At 58.5% G+C, this 18,187-nt stretch carries 15 protein-coding genes and 2 pseudogenes; 9 read left to right on the forward strand and 8 right to left on the reverse strand.

Going from position 1 to position 18,187, the window contains the following annotated elements:
- Positions 1–37 precede the first annotated feature (37 nt).
- The 4 genes from ABVT36_RS06480 to gyrA all read right to left on the reverse strand — a co-directional run bounded on the left by ABVT36_RS06480 (position 38) and on the right by gyrA (position 7,352).
- Positions 38–2,302, reverse strand: a complete 2,265-nt coding sequence (locus ABVT36_RS06480; RefSeq protein ID WP_368455823.1) for a bifunctional prephenate dehydrogenase/3-phosphoshikimate 1-carboxyvinyltransferase — start codon at positions 2,300–2,302, stop codon at positions 38–40.
- On the reverse strand, positions 2,302–3,405 hold the full coding sequence (pheA, locus tag ABVT36_RS06485) for a prephenate dehydratase (protein ID WP_368455824.1): 1,104 nt from the start codon (positions 3,403–3,405) through the stop codon (positions 2,302–2,304). The genes ABVT36_RS06480 and pheA overlap by 1 nt, the downstream gene beginning before the upstream one ends.
- A gap of 38 nt (positions 3,406–3,443) precedes the next feature.
- Positions 3,444–4,523, reverse strand: a complete 1,080-nt coding sequence (gene serC / locus ABVT36_RS06490) for a 3-phosphoserine/phosphohydroxythreonine transaminase (RefSeq protein ID WP_368455825.1) — start codon at positions 4,521–4,523, stop codon at positions 3,444–3,446.
- 267 nt (positions 4,524–4,790) lie between these two features.
- A complete protein-coding gene (gyrA, locus tag ABVT36_RS06495; RefSeq protein WP_368455826.1) occupies positions 4,791–7,352 on the reverse strand; it encodes a DNA gyrase subunit A in 2,562 nt (853 codons plus the stop codon).
- A 222-nt stretch (positions 7,353–7,574) separates the two neighbouring features.
- Between gyrA and ABVT36_RS06500 the strand changes: the two genes are divergently transcribed.
- The 4 genes from ABVT36_RS06500 to ABVT36_RS06515 all read left to right on the forward strand — a co-directional run bounded on the left by ABVT36_RS06500 (position 7,575) and on the right by ABVT36_RS06515 (position 11,205).
- Entirely contained in the window at positions 7,575–8,924 is a 1,350-nt protein-coding gene (locus ABVT36_RS06500) for a TRZ/ATZ family hydrolase (protein ID WP_368455827.1), read from the forward strand.
- A gap of 83 nt (positions 8,925–9,007) precedes the next feature.
- Positions 9,008–9,709, forward strand: a complete 702-nt coding sequence (ubiG, locus tag ABVT36_RS06505; RefSeq protein WP_368455828.1) for a bifunctional 2-polyprenyl-6-hydroxyphenol methylase/3-demethylubiquinol 3-O-methyltransferase UbiG — start codon at positions 9,008–9,010, stop codon at positions 9,707–9,709.
- Between the two features lie 19 nt (positions 9,710–9,728).
- Positions 9,729–10,397: an HAD family hydrolase gene (locus ABVT36_RS06510; RefSeq protein ID WP_368455829.1), complete on the forward strand. Its 669-nt coding sequence runs from the start codon at positions 9,729–9,731 to the stop codon at positions 10,395–10,397.
- A gap of 64 nt (positions 10,398–10,461) precedes the next feature.
- Positions 10,462–11,205 (forward strand): YciK family oxidoreductase, encoded by a 744-nt coding sequence (locus ABVT36_RS06515; protein ID WP_368455838.1) that lies wholly within the window; start codon positions 10,462–10,464, stop codon positions 11,203–11,205.
- A 43-nt stretch (positions 11,206–11,248) separates the two neighbouring features.
- Here the strand turns inward: ABVT36_RS06515 and ABVT36_RS06520 are convergent, their stop codons facing one another.
- A complete protein-coding gene (locus tag ABVT36_RS06520) occupies positions 11,249–11,635 on the reverse strand; it encodes a VOC family protein (RefSeq protein ID WP_368455830.1) in 387 nt (128 codons plus the stop codon).
- 97 nt (positions 11,636–11,732) lie between these two features.
- Complete coding sequence (locus ABVT36_RS06525) at positions 11,733–12,029, reverse strand: hypothetical protein (protein WP_368455831.1); 297 nt, start codon at positions 12,027–12,029, stop codon at positions 11,733–11,735.
- A gap of 313 nt (positions 12,030–12,342) precedes the next feature.
- Here ABVT36_RS06525 and ABVT36_RS06530 point away from each other — a divergent pair, with 313 nt between their 5' ends.
- From ABVT36_RS06530 to ABVT36_RS06550, 5 genes are all read left to right on the forward strand, one after another.
- Positions 12,343–12,771: a hypothetical protein gene (locus ABVT36_RS06530; RefSeq protein ID WP_368455832.1), complete on the forward strand. Its 429-nt coding sequence runs from the start codon at positions 12,343–12,345 to the stop codon at positions 12,769–12,771.
- 107 nt (positions 12,772–12,878) lie between these two features.
- Positions 12,879–13,529 (forward strand): YceI family protein, encoded by a 651-nt coding sequence (locus tag ABVT36_RS06535; RefSeq protein ID WP_368455833.1) that lies wholly within the window; start codon positions 12,879–12,881, stop codon positions 13,527–13,529.
- Positions 13,510–14,862, forward strand: a complete 1,353-nt coding sequence (locus ABVT36_RS06540) for an RNA polymerase sigma factor RpoD/SigA (protein WP_368455834.1) — start codon at positions 13,510–13,512, stop codon at positions 14,860–14,862. The genes ABVT36_RS06535 and ABVT36_RS06540 overlap by 20 nt, the downstream gene beginning before the upstream one ends.
- 148 nt (positions 14,863–15,010) lie before the next feature.
- Complete coding sequence (locus ABVT36_RS06545) at positions 15,011–15,586, forward strand: acyloxyacyl hydrolase (RefSeq protein ID WP_368455835.1); 576 nt, start codon at positions 15,011–15,013, stop codon at positions 15,584–15,586.
- A gap of 394 nt (positions 15,587–15,980) precedes the next feature.
- The gene (locus ABVT36_RS06550; protein WP_368455836.1) at positions 15,981–17,036 is read left to right on the forward strand and encodes an alkane 1-monooxygenase; all 1,056 of its coding nucleotides are present in this window, start codon (positions 15,981–15,983) and stop codon (positions 17,034–17,036) included.
- A gap of 518 nt (positions 17,037–17,554) precedes the next feature.
- On the opposite strand, the pseudogene ABVT36_RS06555 reads toward ABVT36_RS06550, so the two are convergent.
- A pseudogene (locus ABVT36_RS06555) lies at positions 17,555–17,932 on the reverse strand (integrase core domain-containing protein); the annotation flags it as partial.
- Between the two features lie 12 nt (positions 17,933–17,944).
- A pseudogene (locus ABVT36_RS06560) lies at positions 17,945–18,187 on the reverse strand (IS630 family transposase); the annotation flags it as partial.

Consider the following 18,187-nt stretch of genomic DNA (forward strand, 5'->3'; position numbering starts at 1 on the left):
TAGGGTGTCACTCGCTTTAATCGACAAACGCAGTCAGTCACTGATCCGCGCCTTGCGGGCCCGGCGGATTTGCATTTGTCCCGATCCGCAGGCCAGCTTCACAGGCCAGCTCCACAAAGCGCGGAAATGAAGTGGCCACATTGGCGCAATTGAGAATCTGGACACTAGCGTCGGCACGCAGCGACGCCACCGCAAACGACATGGCGATCCGGTGATCGCCGCAGCTGTCCACGGTGCCACCGGAAAACACCTGCCCCTCGCCACGCCCTTTGATCAGGATACCGTCTTTCCTGGGCTCGGCCTCCACTCCCAGGGTGCGCAATCCATCTGCCATGGCCTGGATCCGGTCGCTCTCCTTGACCCGCAGTTCCTCCGCGCCGGTGAGTAGCGTATCGCCCTCAGCACAGGCGGCGGCGATAAAAATTGCCGGGAATTCGTCGATCGCCAGTGGCACCTGGTCCTCGGGGATACGAATCCCCCGGAGCGGCGCGTGACACACGCGAATATCCGCAACAGGCTCGCCCCCCACCTCGCGCGGGTTATTCACCTCTATGTCCGCACCCATGGCGCGCAGAATATTGATGGCGCCGATACGGGTCGGGTTGATACCCACATGAGGCAATTCCAGCTCTGAACCCGGTGCTATGGCCGCCGCCACCATAAAGAAGGTGGCAGACGAAATATCCGCAGGCACATCGATCCTGCATCCTTTCAGGCGTCCCCCACCCTGCAGAGAGGCAAATCCATCCGACTGCTCCACCCGGTAACCAAAGCCCCGCAGCATACGCTCCGTATGGTCGCGGGTGGGCGCCGGTTCGAGAGTACTGGTCTGACCGTCTGCATAAAGGCCCGCCAGCAGCACACAGGACTTCACCTGGGCACTGGCCATTGGCAGCCGATAGTCGATGCCGCGCAGCTTGCGCCCGCCCGCTATACGCAGTGGGGGCCGGCCCCCGGAGCCTGTCTCGATACCGGCACCCATATCCCGCAGCGGAGCGGCGACCCGATTCATGGGCCGTTTGGAAAGGGACGCATCCCCCGTCAGGGTAACGTCGAAGGGCTGCCCCGCCAGCAATCCCGCCAGCAGCCGCATCGAGGTACCGGAATTGCCCAGGTACAGGGGGCCTGGCGGCGCCTGCAGGCCGTGCAGGCCAACCCCGTGAATCACCAGTCGACCATCTTCGGGGCCCTCGATCACGACTCCCATATCGCGAAATGCCTGCAGGGTCGCCAGGGCGTCCTCTCCCTCGAGAAATCCCTCCACTTCAGTGACACCCTCTGCCAGAGAGCCCAGCATGACGGCGCGGTGGGACATGGACTTGTCACCGGGAACACGCAGCCTGCCGCTGACGGATGACCCGGGCTGGACGATAAATGTAATTGCCTGTGCTTGCATAGGTTCGATATACGCTTGTTTAGCCAGTATTTTGCTGAAATGATCCCGCGCCGCCTTGGCGCGGGTGAACACCCCCATGAGGTAATCGCTGTCTCCCGCCTCTATGGCCCCACGGAGGGCCGCAAGGTTGGCACTGTACAGATCGATTGCGCTGAGAATCGCATCGCGATTGGCCAGCATAATATCCCGCCACATGACCGGGTCGCTGGAGGCAATCCGGGTAAAATCGCGAAAACCGCCGGCGGCATAGCGAAAGATATTTTCGTTTTCCGCGTCGTGGGCCAGGGTATCGACAAGTCCGTAGGCGATGACGTGGGGCAGATGGCTGGTGGCAGCCAGCACTTCATCATGCTCCTCTACCGGCATGGTCAGTACCTCGGCGCCCGCCTGCCGCCACATTTGCTGTACCAGCCGCAAGTGATGCGCGCCGGTGGAATCTGCGGGCGTGAGAATAACGCGGTGATCCCGGTACAAATCACTCAGCGCCGCCCCGGTGCCGCTCCGCTCCGACCCGGCGATGGGGTGTCCCGGCACCAGGAAGTCCGGCATCTGGCCCCAGATTGCGCGCGCCGCCGCCAGCACACTGCCTTTCACGCTGGCGGCGTCAGTGACTGTTACACCCGCCGGCAGAGCATCGCGCAAGGTGGCGAAGACAGACTCTATCGCCAGTGTCGGCACTGAGATAAACACCAGGTCACCGGGCTCCAGACCTGCCACCGCCTCGGCGAGGTCAGTGCCGGCACTGTCCACTATCCCCAATTCCAGCGCCAGTTCACAGGATCGCCCGCGAAGGTCCACCCCGATCACCTGCCGGCAGGCACCGGAGCCCTTGAGAGCCAGTGCCAGGCTGCCACCGATCAACCCCAGCCCGACAACCACCAGTCGACCGATGATCGCTTGCGCCACTAGAGCACGCCCCGCGGATAGGAGCCGAGTATTTTCAGGTCCGCAGCACAACTGCCCACTTCCCGCAGGGCCTCCTCCACGGCGGGGGTGTCCCGGTGTCCAATAAAATCGATAAAGAAAACGTAGGTCCAGTTGCCGGACTGGGATGGACGCGTCTCAACCCTTGTCAAATCGACTTTATGACGCTGAAAAGGCGCCAGTAGATCGTGCAGCGCACCCGGCTCATTGCGCATGGACACCATGAGCGAGGTTTTGTCATCCCCACTGGCGGGCACCGCCTGAGAACCGATAATCAGGAATCGCGTCGAGTTGTCCGGGCGGTCTTCTATTTTCTCCGCCAGGATTTTCAGGCCGTAAAGTCCCGCCGCCATATCCCCGGCGATCGCCGCCGCATTCCACTCCCCCTTGACCCGCTTGGCCGCCTCCGCGTTACTGGCCACGGCCACCCGTTCGACACCCGGATAGTGGGCATCCAGCCACTTGCGGCATTGCGCCATGCTCTGTGCGTGGGAGTAGATTCGACTGATGGAGTCGGCGCGGGTGATGTCGGAGATCATCAGGTGGTGGTGAATACGCAGTTCCACCTCGCCACAGATCAGCAGATTGGAGTTCATAAAACTATCCAGCGTATGGCTGATGACCCCCTCGGTGGAATTCTCCACCGGCACCACGCCATAGCTCACAGCACCGGCCTCGACCTCGCGAAACACCTCATCGATGGCTGTCAGGGGTCGGCTCTCGGCGGAGTGGCCAAAATGCTTCAGCGCCGCCTGCTGGGTAAAGGTGCCCTCGGGTCCCAGGTACGCCACCTTGACCGGCTCCTCAAGCGCCAGACACGCCGACATGATTTCGCGAAACAAGCGCGCCATTTCTTCATCCGTCAATGGCCCCTGATTGCGCTCCATCGCATGGCGCAGCACCTGCGCCTCCCTTTCCGGGCGATAGTAGAGCGCAATCTGGCCACTGGCTTTCTTGACCTCCGCCACTTCCAGGGCGCATTCGGCCCGCGCTGAGATCAACTGCGCAATGTCACCATCTATCCGGTCTATACGGTCCCTCAGCACCGCCAGGAGCCGCTTCGTTTTTTCTCCGGGTTCAGCCATTTATCCGTCCACAACAATTTTCAGGCAAGGGCAATAACTCAGGCATAGCGCTGCTCAAACTCCGCCATAAACATCAGTAGGGCCTCTACCGCCTCAACCGGGACAGCGTTATACAGAGAGGCGCGCATGCCTCCCACTGACCTGTGCCCCTTCAGGTTCAGCAGCCCCGCTGCCTTCGACTCCTGCAGAAACAAATGGTCGAGGGCCGCATCTGCCAGTGTAAACGGCACATTCATACGCGAACGACTGCCCCGCTCGACGGGGCTGGAATAAAAATCGCTGCGGTCAATAAAATCGTACAGCAGGGACGACTTGCGCAGGCTCTGCTCAGCCATTGCCTCCACACCACCCTGGCCCTTGATCCACTTAAACACCAGGGCGGACAGATACCAGGCGAAAGTCGGCGGCGTATTGTCCATGGAGCCGGCGTCCGCCGCCACCTTCCAGTTGAGACTGCGGGGGATCCCGGGCAGGGCCCTATCCAGCAAATCGTCGCGCACAATGGCCACCGCCAGGCCCGACGGCCCAATATTTTTTTGTGCACCCGCGTAAATCATACCGAACTTTTCCACCGCCACCGGCCGCGAAAGAATATTGGAGGACATGTCCGCCACCAGCGGGCAGGTTACTTCCGGCACATAATCGAACTCCACGCCGCCGATGGTTTCATTGGGGGTGTAGTGCAGATAGGCGGCGTTTTCGCTCTGCCGCCAGCTAGCCGGGCCCGGCACATAGGTAAAGCCCCGGTCTTCACTGGACGCCACCACATTGACCTGTCCGTAACGCCGGGCTTCTGCAATCGCCTTGTCGGCCCAGTGGCCGCTGCGGATGTAATCCGCCACCCGGTCGCCGCCGCCCAGGAGGTTCCAGGGCACAGCGCTGAACTGGGCGGTGGCGCCGCCATGCAGAAACAATACACGGTAATTTTGCGGAATCGCCAGCAGGTCGCGGAGGTCCTGTTCGGCGGTCTCGGCCACCTCGGTAAATTCCGGCGAACGATGGCTCACTTCCATAACCGAGCAGCCTCTGCCACCCCAGTCCAGCAGTTCCCTTTGGGCCTGCAGGAGAACAGCCTCGGGCAGTGCCGCAGGGCCGGCACTGAAATTAAACTTCCTCATGAATCAAATTCCATCGCACACAAAATAAATACTTACCCGGCAACCCATGGGAAATCCCTTACCTATCGGGTCGTCGCCCTCAACGCCTTTCCGGGGTCAAGGACAGCAGGCTACTAGGGCCTGCTCACACTAACTGAGTTGGCCCTAGATAAATTGACGCAAAAAAGCCAAAAATAAAAAGGCACATCACATCGAACGCCATTTCTTAGTAGGCCAGAGGCAAAAAAGGCCGCGGAAATTCGCGGCCTTTTACTCGCTGACGGAGGATCATTCTCCGCCTCCCAGGTCCTCACTCTCTTCAGACTCCTCGATTCGCGCCAGTCCTACCAGGTGCTCTCCCTGTTTCAGGCGGATGACCCGCACCCCCTGGGTATTGCGGCTCAATACGGACACCTCATCGATCCGGGTACGCACCAGAGTGCCCTGGTCGGAAATCAGCATCATTTCCTCACCTGGATGCACCTGGCAGGCTCCGATCAGCTCACCATTGCGCTCGCTCTCTGCAATGGCGATCACCCCCTGGGTACCCCGCCCCTTAGCGGGAAAATCCTCTATCGCCGTGCGCTTGCCGTACCCATTCTCAGTCACGGTCATCACGGCGCCGCCCTCTTCCGGGATCACCATGGCGATCACCCGTTTGCCCTCCGGCATACGGATTCCGCGCACGCCCCGGGAAACCCGGCCCATGGAGCGCACATTGCTCTCGGAAAAGCGCGCGGCCTTACCGCCACTGGTAAACAGCACCGCGTCACGCGTGCCATCGGTAATGGCGGTAGCCACCAGCCGATCCCCTTCTTCCAGCTCAATGGCTCTCAACCCGACACTGCGCGGACGCGCAAATGCGGATAGCGGCGTCTTCTTCACAGTGCCGTTAGCGGTGGCGAAAAAGATAAAGTGATCTTCATCGTACTCGGAAACCGGCAGCATGCTGGTAATCCGTTCATCCTCTTCCAGCGGCAACATATTCACCATCGGGCGTCCACGGGAAGCCCGCCCGGCCGTAGGCACTTCGTATACTTTGAGCCAGTAGACTTTACCCTTGTTGGAAAAACACAGAATGGTATCGTGGGAATTGGCAATCAGCAGGTGCTCGACAAAATCCTCGTCCTTCACCTGGGTCGCCGATTTACCCATGCCACCGCGACGCTGGGCCTGGTAGTCCGCCAGCGGCTGGCTTTTGGCGTAACCGCCATGGGAAATGGTCACCACCTTGTCTTCCGGGGTGATCAGGTCCTCCACGGTCAGGTCGCGACGGGAAGCCACGATGTCCGTGCGGCGCTCATCGCCAAAATCCTGCAGAAGCTGTTGCAACTCCTCGCGGATCACCTCCATCAGGCGCTCAAAGCTGCCCAGGATATGCAGGTACTCCGCAATCTGCGCCAGTCGCTCCTCGTATTCGGTCAGCAGTTTGTTGTGCTCCATACCGGTGAGGCGGTGCAGCCGCAGTTCCAATATGGCCTGAGCCTGGGCCGGGGAGAGGTGGTAGGTACCATCATCGCGCAGGCCAAACTCCTTCGGCAGCGAGTCCGGGCGGCAGGCGTCGGCACCGGCGCGCTCCAGGAACTGCTGTACTTCGCCGACAGGCCAGCCTCTCGCCAGCAGCGCCTCGCGGGCATCCGCCGCCGTGGCCGAGGACTTGATCAGTTCGATTACCGCATCGATATTGGCAATGGCGATCGCCAGACCTTCGAGGATATGGCCCCGTTCCCGCGCCTTGCGCAGCAGGTAGACAGTGCGGCGGGTAACCACCTCCTGGCGGTGACGGATAAAGTACTCCAGTAATTCCTTGAGATTCAGCACTCGCGGCTGGCCGTCCACCAGCGCCACCATGTTGATGCCGAACACACTCTCCAACTGAGTCTGGGAGTAGAGGTTGTTCAGTACCACATCGCCCAGTTCACCGCGCTTCAGTTCAATCACCACCCGCAGGCCGTCCTTGTCGGACTCGTCGCGCAGTTCTGAAATACCCTCGATTTTCTTTTCCCTGACCAGTTCGGCGATACGCTCGATCAGCCTGGCCTTGTTCAGCTGGTAGGGAATCTCAGTGATGATGATGGTTTCGCGATTCGATTTGTCATCGCGGATCACGTCTGCCTTGGCGCGCACATAGATGCGACCGCGGCCGGTGCGATAGGCCTGCAGAATTCCGGCGCGGCCATTGATAATGGCGCCGGTGGGAAAGTCCGGGCCCGGCACATGCTCCATGAGCGCATCGACACTCAGGTCGGGATTGTCGATCAGCGCCAGGCAGGCATTGATCACCTCCACCACATTGTGCGGGGGAATATTCGTGGCCATGCCCACGGCGATACCGGACGACCCGTTTACCAACAGGTTCGGGACCCGAGACGGCAATACCTCCGGCATCTGCTCGGAGCCGTCGTAGTTGTCGACAAAGTTGACGGTTTCCTTGTCCAGATCCGACAGCAGCTCGTGGGCCAGCTTGTCCATACGGATTTCGGTGTAGCGCATGGCGGCCGGGCTGTCGCCATCAATGGAACCGAAATTCCCCTGGCCGTCCACCAGCGTGTAGCGCAGGGAAAAAGGCTGCGCCATGCGCACAATGGTATCGTAAACTGCGGAATCACCGTGGGGATGATACTTACCGATCACATCTCCGACGACACGGGCAGACTTCTTATAGGGCTTGTTCCAGTCGTTCTTCAGCTCGCTCATAGCGAAGAGCACGCGCCTGTGCACCGGCTTGAGGCCGTCGCGCACATCCGGTAGTGCCCGGCCGACGATCACGCTCATGGCGTAGTCGAGATAGGATTGCTTGAGCTCTTCCTCGATATTGATCGGAGAAATTTCTTTGGCTAACTCGCCCATAGGTTTCCGGCATTCCTTAAGTAATGGTCACCGCCCCCCAGGCTCCGCAAGGTGGGGCTGATCGACCCCTCGGACCCGTGCCAGTGGCTGGCCGCCAGGGATCTGGTAAAGCGGGCAATAGTACCACAACTGGCGCCCTGAAGGACGGGGAAACCGGACTTGTTCCCACCGCACCGCGCGGCTAAAGTCTATCGCCTCACTCAGCGACCCGGGTCAGGCTAAATGTCTGCAAGCACATCCGTTCCTACTATCGACACCCTGATTCACTCACGCTGGATTATTCCGGTGATCCCGGAACAGAAGGTGTACGAAAATTGCTCACTGGCAATTGACAAAGGGCAAATCATCGCCCTGCTCCCTTCGGTTGAAGCCTCGGCCCGCTACCGCCCGCAGCGGGAAGTGCACCTCAATCGGCACTTGCTGATTCCCGGCCTGATCAATACCCATACCCACGCCGCCATGAGTCTGTTTCGCGGCCTTGCGGACGACCTGCCGCTGGCCCAGTGGCTGCAGGAACACATCTGGCCCGCCGAGCGGAAGTGGGTTGACGCGTCCTTTGTCGCCGATGGCTCCCGCCTCGCCATCGCCGAAATGATCCGCTCCGGCACCACCACATTTTCCGACCAGTATTTCTTTCCGGAAGCCACCGCTGAGGTGGCGCGGGATACGGGGATGCGGGCGGAACTGGCCTTCCCCATCATCGATGCCCCCACCCCCTGGAGCCGCGATGCGGAAGACGCGCTACACAAAGGGCTCAAGTTGCGCGATGACTACCGCACCCACGAGCGCATCGGCGTAGTGCTGGCCCCCCATGCGCCTTACACGGTTGGGGATGAGACTCTGGAAAAAATCGCAATCTATGCCAACGAGCTGCAAATTGCCGTACAGATGCACCTCCACGAGACCGCAGGCGAAGTCCAGCAGGCGGAGGCTAAGACCGGCGAACGGCCCCTGCAACGCCTTCAGCGGCTGGGCTTGCTGTCGCCCCAGATGCTGTGCGTCCATATGACTGAGGTGAACGACACTGACCTCTCTCTGCTGCGGGAGAGCGGCGCCCATGTCGCTCACTGCCCGCGCTCCAACCTCAAACTTGCATCGGGGTTCTGCCCCGCAGCGCGCCTGCTGGATGCCGGGATCAATGTGGCACTGGGTACCGACGGCGCAGCGAGTAACAATGGACTGGACCTGCTGGCCGAAGCCAACACAGCCTCCCTGCTGGCCAAAGCCCTCAGCGGGGATGCCAGTGCCATGCCAGCGCATCAGGCCCTGGCTTCAACCACCATCAACGGTGCCCGCGCCCTGGGAATCAGCGATGTCACCGGTAGTCTGGAGCCGGGTAAAAGCGCGGATCTCGCCGCCATCCACTTGGGAGAGCTGGAACAGCAGCCCCTGCATGATCCGCTCTCCCAGCTGATCTATACCGCCAGCGGCCAGCGCGTCACCGACGTCTGGGTGGCCGGCCGCCAGCTGCTTCGTGACCGAGGGCTTTTGACCATTAACGAGGCCGAAGTCATTCAACGGGCGCGCCAGTGGCGTGCTAGAATCGCGGGCCTGCCCGATGCCGAACAATAACCGCCGACAGCGGCCCAACAGGATGTAAAAGTCGGGCTTACCCGGGCTGCCCCAACCGATGCAACTGCCAACAAGTAGACGATATGAGTAATGTTGACCCCGCGGAAATCGCCAAATTCGAGCAGCTGGCCAGCCGCTGGTGGGATCGCCATGGGGAATTCAAGCCGCTGCACGACATCAACCCCCTGCGCGCCAACTATATCGACCAGCGGGCAAAGGTGTTGGACAAGAAACTGCTGGACGTCGGCTGTGGGGGAGGCATCCTGGCCGAAGCGATGACCCAGCGCGGCGCCCAGGTCACCGGCATCGATCTGGCCGAAGCACCGCTCAAGGTCGCAGAACTGCACGCATTGGAAAGCGGCCTGTCCATCGACTACCGGCGAATCGCGGTGGATGAGCTGGCAGAACAGGAGGCGGGCAGCTATGACGTGGTTACCTGCCTGGAGATGCTGGAGCATGTCCCGGATCCGGCGGCAATAATTCGCGCCTGTGCCAGGCTGGTCAAGCCCGGCGGCGATCTGTTCTTTTCCACCATTAACCGCAATGCCAAGAGCTGGCTGCTGGCAATAGTGGGGGTGGAATACGTCTTGCGCATGCTGCCCAAGGGAACCCACGAATACAGCAAATTTATCCGTCCATCGGAGCTGGGGGGCTGGCTGCGGGAGGCGGATCTGACCTTGCATGATATCTGCGGCATGACCTATAACCCCATCACCCGCAACTACAAACTCAACCCCCGGGACGTGGATGTAAACTATCTGGTGTACGCTACCAACCCGCAGTGATGGACACCAGGAACGAAGTATGAAAGCAGTACTCTTTGACCTCGATGGTACCCTCTTTGATACAGCGCCGGATTTTGTCGTGGTGTTGAATCAGCTGCGCCGCCAGGAACAGCTGCCCCCACTGGCGGAGGAAAACATCCGCGCAGCTGTCTCCAATGGTGCCCGGGGAATGGTGACCCTGGCGTTTGCCCTGGGAGAGGACGATCCCGGCTTCGACGACCTGCATCAGCGGTTTCTCAATCTGTACCTCAATCATCTGGCAGTAAAGACAGTGCTCTTTCCCGGTATCGAGACACTGCTGCACACGCTGGCTGAAAACAGCATCGCCTGGGGCATTGTGACCAATAAGCCGGAAGCCTATACACTGCCTCTGCTGAGCGCTTTCGCCCACCTGCCCCCGCCCGGTGCGGTCGTATGCCCGGATCATGTCCGGGATCGCAAGCCCCACCCGGAAGCGGTGCTGCTGGCCTGCACACAAATCGGCTGTGACCCCCGGGAAGCGATCTACGCTGGGGACCATCCGCGGGATATAGAAGCGGGCCGCGCCGCCGGCATGCCAACTATCGCCTGCAGCTACGGCTATATCGGCACAGACGTGGATGTGACCAACTGGAATGCGGATCACAGGGTCAGTTCTGCAAATGAAATCTGGCCCCTGCTGCAGACCCATTACCTGCAGAGACCCTGAGCACCTGCAACCTTTTTAGTCAACGCCCACTGAACACCACCACGGAAACAATATGTCTGAAACCATCGGCAATTACACCGCCGCACCGGACCTCCTCAAAGACAAAATTATCCTCGTCACTGGTGCCGGTGACGGTATTGGTAAAACCGCCGCCAAAACCTTTGCCAGCCACGGCGCCACAGTGATACTGCTCGGGCGCACCACAGAGAAGCTGGAGAGGGTCTATGACGAAATCGAAGTGGCGGGTGGACCCCAGCCAGCGATATTCCCGCTGGATCTCAATGAAACCCGGATCGAGACATTCGAATACTTTGCTGAGGCCGTGAGTCAGGAGTTCGGGCGTTTGGACGGTCTGCTTCACAACGCCAGCCTGCTGGGACAGCGCACACCCATTGCCAACTACCATTTCGGCACCTGGCAGCAGGTGATGCAGGTCAATGTCAATGCGGCCTTCGGCCTTACCAAAGTGTTGCTGCCGCTGCTGGAAAACTCCCCGGCGGGCTCGGTGATCTTTACGGGTTCCGGCGTAGGGCTCAAAGGGCGCGCTTTTTGGGGCGCCTATGCAGTGTCAAAATTTGCCACCGAAGGGCTGATGCAGACCCTTGCCGATGAAATGGACGGGGTTTCCAATATCCGCGTCAACAGCATTAACCCCGGGGCCACCCGCACCAGTATGCGCGCTTCCGCTTACCCGGCAGAGAACCCAAACACCGTCACCACCCCCGAGCAGATTATGCCCACCTATCTCTATCTGATGGGGGACGACAGCCGTGGGGTCAGCGGCAAACAGTTTAACGCCCAGAGTTAGGCTGCAAAGCTTGCTGTCGATAGAAGCCCACCCCCGGATTTGGTCAGGAGCTGTCCCTGACCTCGACGCGCCAGGGCGGGTTTAGACGGCTGTCCCCAGCCCGGTACAACTTGATTTTGTTGCCGCTGGGGTCCGACAGCACCGCCTCCCGCCACAGCCAACGCATATCTTGGGGAGGACCGGCAAACTCGATGCCTTTGGCTCGCAGAGCCTCCACTGCTTTATCCAGTTCCTCAATCTCGAAATACAACACCGCGCCATTGGTGTATGCGGTCTCTTGCAGCGACAGGGAAAAAGTGGCGTCGCCCTCCGGGCAGCTGAAGCGGGCATAGTGCGGTGTGTCCACAATCTGGGTAAATCCCAGCTTCAGATAAAAAGCCACCGCCTCGCGCATATTTCGGACCGGCAGAGTCACCTGATTAAGGTTCATAGCACAAGTATTCTCCGCCCCGAAAGATTTTGTCGGCATCGCCACCAACCCGGAACAAAACACCGGGGCTGGCCCGGTATTGGACCAGGTCAGCAGATTACTCGTCCGCGTGGTCTATCTCTTCCCCCGGTTCCGCCGCTGCCGCCTTTTCAGCGTCATCCCCGACCGCCTCCAGCGACTGCTCCGGTGCATCGGCAAAAATATCGCCATCGGCTCCGGCAAGTTCATCCACATCCACTGCGGCCAGACTGGTATCACTCTCCTGCGCAGCACCTGAGCCACCCTTCTCCAGTACCGCTCCAACTTTTCCTGCTACCCCGCTATCCGCGTTCTGGTAATAGACATAACCGCCAACCACAGCGATAGCAATTGCGGGAATGATGAGCTTCTTCATTATTTCCAACCCCTGACAGTGTTGTTTATGGTTATTATGATTAGGGCAAAATTCCCTGCCGTCCCAGCGACCCATACCAGGGTCCCTTCCTTTGATTACAGATGAGTGCCAGAGCACCAGGCACTTCCACCCATTGAACCGGGTTTGCCACCCGGCAATGATTCTGACTCAACTGTTTCATATCCGTGCTGGCAGTACCAGCAATTGTTCCACGGTGTCGCTCATCAGAATGCGACAGCCAGCACATTTTCATTTGAGGAGAGAACGCCAATCAGGCAAAATCCACTCAAAATCAACCGGTGAACTGACTTCTATGAGACGTTTTTCCCTCGCTATCCTGCTGGTCGCCACCAACGCCAGCGCAGATCCGGTCGGCAGCCAGCTCCAGGCCTGCGCGGCCATAGCCGACGATACGGAGAGACTGCACTGTTACGACACCCTGAGCCAGACCCTGCAGCAGCAGGTGGAGCAACAACGGGAGCAGAATTTTGGCCGGGAGCAGCAGCAAGTTGCCGAGGAATCCCCCAAATCCATCAATGCCCACATAGCCACAGTGCAAAAAGTCGCCTATGGGAAACTGTTGATCACCCTGGACAACGGCCAGGTCTGGCGCCAAACCGACAGCACCCGCGTCTCCTGGAAGCCGGGCGACGCCATGCGGGTAGACCGGGCCCTGTTCGGCTCCTTCTTGATGCGCGAAGTCGATGCGGGCCGCAGTGTCAGAGTGAAGCGCGTCCGCTAGCAGTCCTCAACCTGATTTGGGGCGCTTAGCCCCGGCCGGTGCACTTACTGCTAAGCTCTCAGCAAGGCCCCGCTCTCACGGCTGACACCCTTCTCCGGAGTTTCGCCATGCATAGCCTCGCCACCATTCTACTCACTCTCAGCGCCCTCGCAACGCTTGTCCCGGCAGCGGCTTCCGCAGCGTCGTACCGGGTCGACGCCGCTGCCTCCGACATCCACTGGCGTGTATACCGCAGCGGTGCCCTGGCCAACCTGGGGCATAACCACGTTATTTCGGCGACCCAGTTCCAGGGCTCAGTCGAGCTGGCAAAGCCTCCCCAAAAATCCCGTTTTTTGCTGGAAATACCCGCAGCCGCGCTGCGGGTCGATGACCCCAGGCTTCGCCACCACTACGGCAGGGAATTTGCTGAATCGATTCCGGCGGACGCTGTTTCCGCCACACGCGCCAATATGCTGGGGCCAAAACTGCTCAACGCCGGTAACTTCCCGATCATCCGCCTAAGAGGTGAAGCATTGGTCGACAATCCCCCGAAAAAGGGAAATCTGACCTTTGCCACAACTATGGATATTGCCGGCCGTCGCCTTCGCATCCTCCTGCCCGCCCGGATTGTAATCGCGGAAGACTCCATACGGGCCACTGGTCAGTTCACGCTGAGCCACCAACAGCTCGGCCTGCAGCCCTTTAGTGCTGCCCTGGGCACCCTGAAAGTCTCACCGCAAATCGATTTCAGCTTCAGCATTGTCGCCCGTCGCCGCTAAACCTTACTCCAGGTATCAGCATCACCACCAGGTCCATATTGAGCACCCGCCGGTCACCCTTGCTGCGGCGCACTTTTCAACTTGGGTCTATATTCAAAAGGGAATAGAGCGCCAAAGAGCCGCCCAGCTCAGCTTCGCGGCCCTCACCGACAGCCAACAGAGGGTACTGCCCTTGCCGCGACAAAACATCCGATCCAGGGACGATGAATGGCTGAAGGAACCAGACGACCTGCTCAGTGACAGCGTCTCCAGCGACCGCCGCCCCCCTGCCCGGGGAGTGGCCACCCCTATCGACGAAGCCGCTGAATCTGCCGCTTCCGCCAACCTGGAGTCCGGCACCGAAAGTGGCAGCACCCCGATGCAAAGCTACCTCAGACACCTGTACCATCTGGGGCTGCTCACACCGGAACAGGAGCAGGCCACCACCTGCATGCTGAGGGAGATCGAAGACAAGCTGGTCGCCTTGCTGGCGAAACGCGGGGTGGAACTGGTCCAACTGCGCAGCGAAGGGGTGGAGCAGCGCGGCAGTACCGGAGCCTGCGACCACGGACTGATCATCGCCAGGGCTGAGGAAATAATCGCCGCCAACAGCCTGTCGAGTCGCGACCGCTCATCGATGCAGAGCCTGCTGCGCCGCTTCAAAGAACAGCGTAAAAAGTTGATCCAGTGCAACTTGCGCCTGGTAATAGCCATCGCCAAGCGCTTTCGCAATCCTTCAGTGCCGTTTATCGACCTGATTCAGGAGGGCAATGTCGGCCTGATGAAAGCCATAGAGCGGTTCAAGCCGCAGATGGGTTACCGCTTTTCCACCTATGCCTACTGGTGGATTCAGCAGGAAATCCAGCTGGCCCTGCGACGCAATGACGACCTTGTGCGCCAGCCAGCCAACGTCCAGGATGATCTGCGGACAATTTACCGGTCCATCGCTGAAGTGAAGGCTCAGGGTTTACCAGCCTCGGACGACAACCTGGCCCGCCATAGCGGCCTCGACCTGGAACGGGTCCAAAGCCTGCTGAAGCTGCCCGGCCCCACCGGCTCCCTGGACGATCCGGTGGCGGAGGATCAGAACAGTACCCGGCTTGACTATGCGCCGGCGGATGACCGCTACAATACCGATGAACTGGTAATCAATCAGGAGCTGGCACAGCGGTTGCGGGAAGCGGTAAACCGTCTGCCTCCACGCCAGCGCACAGTACTCAGCCTGCGTTACGGCCTGTCCTCAGACCGCGACTGCTCATTTCGAATTATCGGCGAGCAATTGGGCCTCAGTCAGGAGCGGGCCCGCCAGCTGCACTCGGATGCATTGCGACAGTTAAAACGCACCTGGCGATAAATTCTTTAGCACCGACCTTCCATTCAGGACCGAAGCCCACATCAATCTGACACTCACCCAAAGTGCAAAACCACATGGCCCCTTGCCAAAATTTGTGACAAGGTTAAGCTTAATGTTTGAGTCGGCCCCGGGGTATTTGGAAATTCTTATGCGCGGTTTCACTGCATTAAATTCTATGCGCGTCCCCCTGTTTATTACCACCGCCCTATTTTCCACAGCGGCACCCCTGACAACCGCTGAACAGGAACTCATCTTCAGTGCCGGCAAGGGCCTTGGCGACGCCCTGATTCAACGGGAATCCATTGCCGGGGCAAAGATGCTGGGTATCAACTACGCCTGGCGGTTTGCGGAATTTCCGCTGGCCACCGGTATCTGGCAGTGGTGGGTGCAAGGCAGTTACTCCCACCTGCGTATGGATCATCGCGGTCAAGCCCTGGACCAGAATATTTTTGAATTGAAACCCGTTCTGCGTTGGTATCCGGGGATAGCCTCCCACGGACTCTTTGTCGAGGCGGGAATCGGCGCCGCCTACCTCACACAAAAAAATTTTGGCGACGTGACATTAACCACCAAACCCAATTTCGCTCTGCATTTTGTCAGTGGTTACCGTATTGCCAACGGCAACACGGTGTCGCTGCGCTATAGCCATTTCTCCAATGCCTACACCAACACCCCAAACCCCGGCTTCGATTTCGCCTCTCTGAATTGGCATCTGGGGTTTTGAAGCAGCGCCACAGCCACCACAATGGAATACAGACCGAAGAGTCGCGATAAATTTTCACCTGCAAATGCTCCCCTCCAAACCGTGGGACCAAGCCGGGCATTGCGACTCAGGCTCACTGGGCTCTCGAAATTATCACCAGCTTCAAATAAATTTATACCAAGGCAAAAAACGAAAGCAGCATTTGACTTAATAGTCATGGCTGCGGAATTCTGCAACCCTATGAAAAACAGGCAAAAAACTCATAGCAGCAGTGTTACCGGGATGGCTGTCAATCCAACCACAGCGGGATTTCCCGATCCTGGTTTCAAATTACACTGGGGTTTTGCAGAATTTTCAGTTATAAAAACACTACAGAGCTGATCGGGACCAAAATGCCCGCAGGGGGGATGTGACCATGGATCTGCGCCCATTCCAATACAGTTTTGCCTATATCTTGCCGCTGCTTACTGCCCTTGGATTTTGGCTGGGGGGCCTCTGGCTGATGGTGCCTTTCCTGTACCTTTACGGCCTGCTACCCCTGCTGGAACTCACTCTTCCGGCATCGGCTGCCAATCCAAGCTCCGAACAGGAAGAGGTGATGCGCGCCGATCCACTGTTCGACGTCATGCTCTATGTAGCTGTACCGGTTCAGTATGGGGTTCTGCTCTACTTTCTTATGGTGGTACCCGCGTTAAACAGCTGGGAGCTTGCCGGCGCCATCATCAGTATGGGGCTGATGTGCGGCTCCTTTGGCATAAACATCGGCCATGAACTAGGCCACAGGACCAGCCGCTACGAACAGCTACTAGCCAAATTATTGCTGCTCACTTCCCTCAATATGCATTTTTTTATCGAGCACAACCGCGGCCATCACCACCGCGTCGCCACACCGGAAGACCCCGCCAGCGCGCGCTATGGAGAAACCCTTTACGCCTTTTGGCTCCGCTCGATGGGACAGGGATATCTATCCGCGTGGCGCCTGGAAGCAGCGCGACTGGCCAAACGCAATAAACCCTGGTGGAGCCCCGGCAACCAGATGTTGCAGTTTCAGCTGATCCAGGCAGGGCTGGTTTTAATCATTGGCCTGGCGTTTGGGGTTAAAGCTGCAGCTTGTTTTGTGCTTGCCGCCATTTTCGGCATACTGCTGCTGGAAACCGTCAATTATATCGAGCACTATGGTCTCAGCCGCCAACGGGTCGATAGCGGTCGCTACGAGCGGGTACAGCCCACTCACTCCTGGAACTCCAACCACCTGCTGGGCAGACTGAGCTTGTTCGAACTGTCCCGCCACTCAGATCACCACTTCCGTGCCAGCCGCAAGTATCCCATACTGCGTCATCACGAAGGCAGCCCACAGATGCCCACCGGCTATCCGGGTATGATGCTGCTGGCGTGCATGCCAATACTGTGGTTCAGGGTAATGCACCAACGCCTGGAGACACTGCACAGGGCGGCTAGCCCAGACGGATAATGACAAAGTCTATGAGTGTTCGGCAGTTAAGAAGAATGTATAGCAGACCCCAGTGAACCTGAACCTCTGCTTCCTACTATGCCAAGGCAGCGCCCAATAGCGTAAAGCCTATATAAATGAATTGGTTGGATTTAACAACTTTGTGGTACCAACCACATTCCAAGCAAATCACCGAATAATCCGCCTATTCCTGGCTGCCTTCAGTGAACATCTCTTATAGCGCAGCGCTGCTTTCTCGACAATACCGTAGTGACATTCTCTTGGGAGAATCAACCCATCACTGTCTCTAACACCAGTCCAGAGATGAAGCGAGATGCTGCCTTGACTGTAACCATAGAAAGCGAGTTTCCTTTGAGACTCGCATCCTTTACGAAGATTTGAGTGGAATGGTTAACTATTTTCGGAGAATGAGGGACTTGGACACAATTCTTTCGGCAAACCCACATCTACCGATGTTTTACCAACAAGGAAAAATTCCAATTTTTGAACTATTCACTACTTTGACCTGCCCCCAATCTTTATTCCAACGGCGACTTAATAATGTCCGTGTTGGTCAATTCTTTTTTGTTCGCCCGGAACGCTGCCGCAAACTCTGCTGGTGTCTGATAGTTCAGCGATAAGTGCGGCCGCTGCTCGTTGTAATCCTGTCGCCAGATACTGATCAACTCCCGGGCATGTGCCAAGTCGCGAAACCAGTGCTCGTTGAGACATTCATCTCGAAACTTACCATTGAAGCTCTCGAAGTAACCATTATGCGTCGGTTTTCCTGGTTGAATCAGCTTTAACTCAACGCCGTTGTAATATGCCCATTGGTCGAGCACCTTGCTGGTGAACTCCGGCCCTTGGTCCGTCCTGATAGCCTTAGGACAGCCACGAAACGAGGCAATGGCATCTAGTGGGCCATGCGGTTAATTAGGTGACACATTTTTGGCTCGCCGCACTGAAGCCAGTATCGTGTCGGCGCTCTTTGTCCATTTAAATGGTTTGGCAAGATCGCGGTTATGAACACGAATAAATCGCTGCAGCTCGGCCTTCAAGTACGCCACGTCGGTAAATATGCCTCGGTAAAGAGCCCGCCGTTCGAGCTGCGCAAACCATCCTTCGACGGCGTTCAACCAGGATGCACTTGTGGGCGTGAAATGGAAATGAAT

Origin of the sequence: Microbulbifer sp. TYP-18 (genome assembly GCF_040932045.1) — a bacterium.
Classification (GTDB): domain Bacteria; phylum Pseudomonadota; class Gammaproteobacteria; order Pseudomonadales; family Cellvibrionaceae; genus Microbulbifer.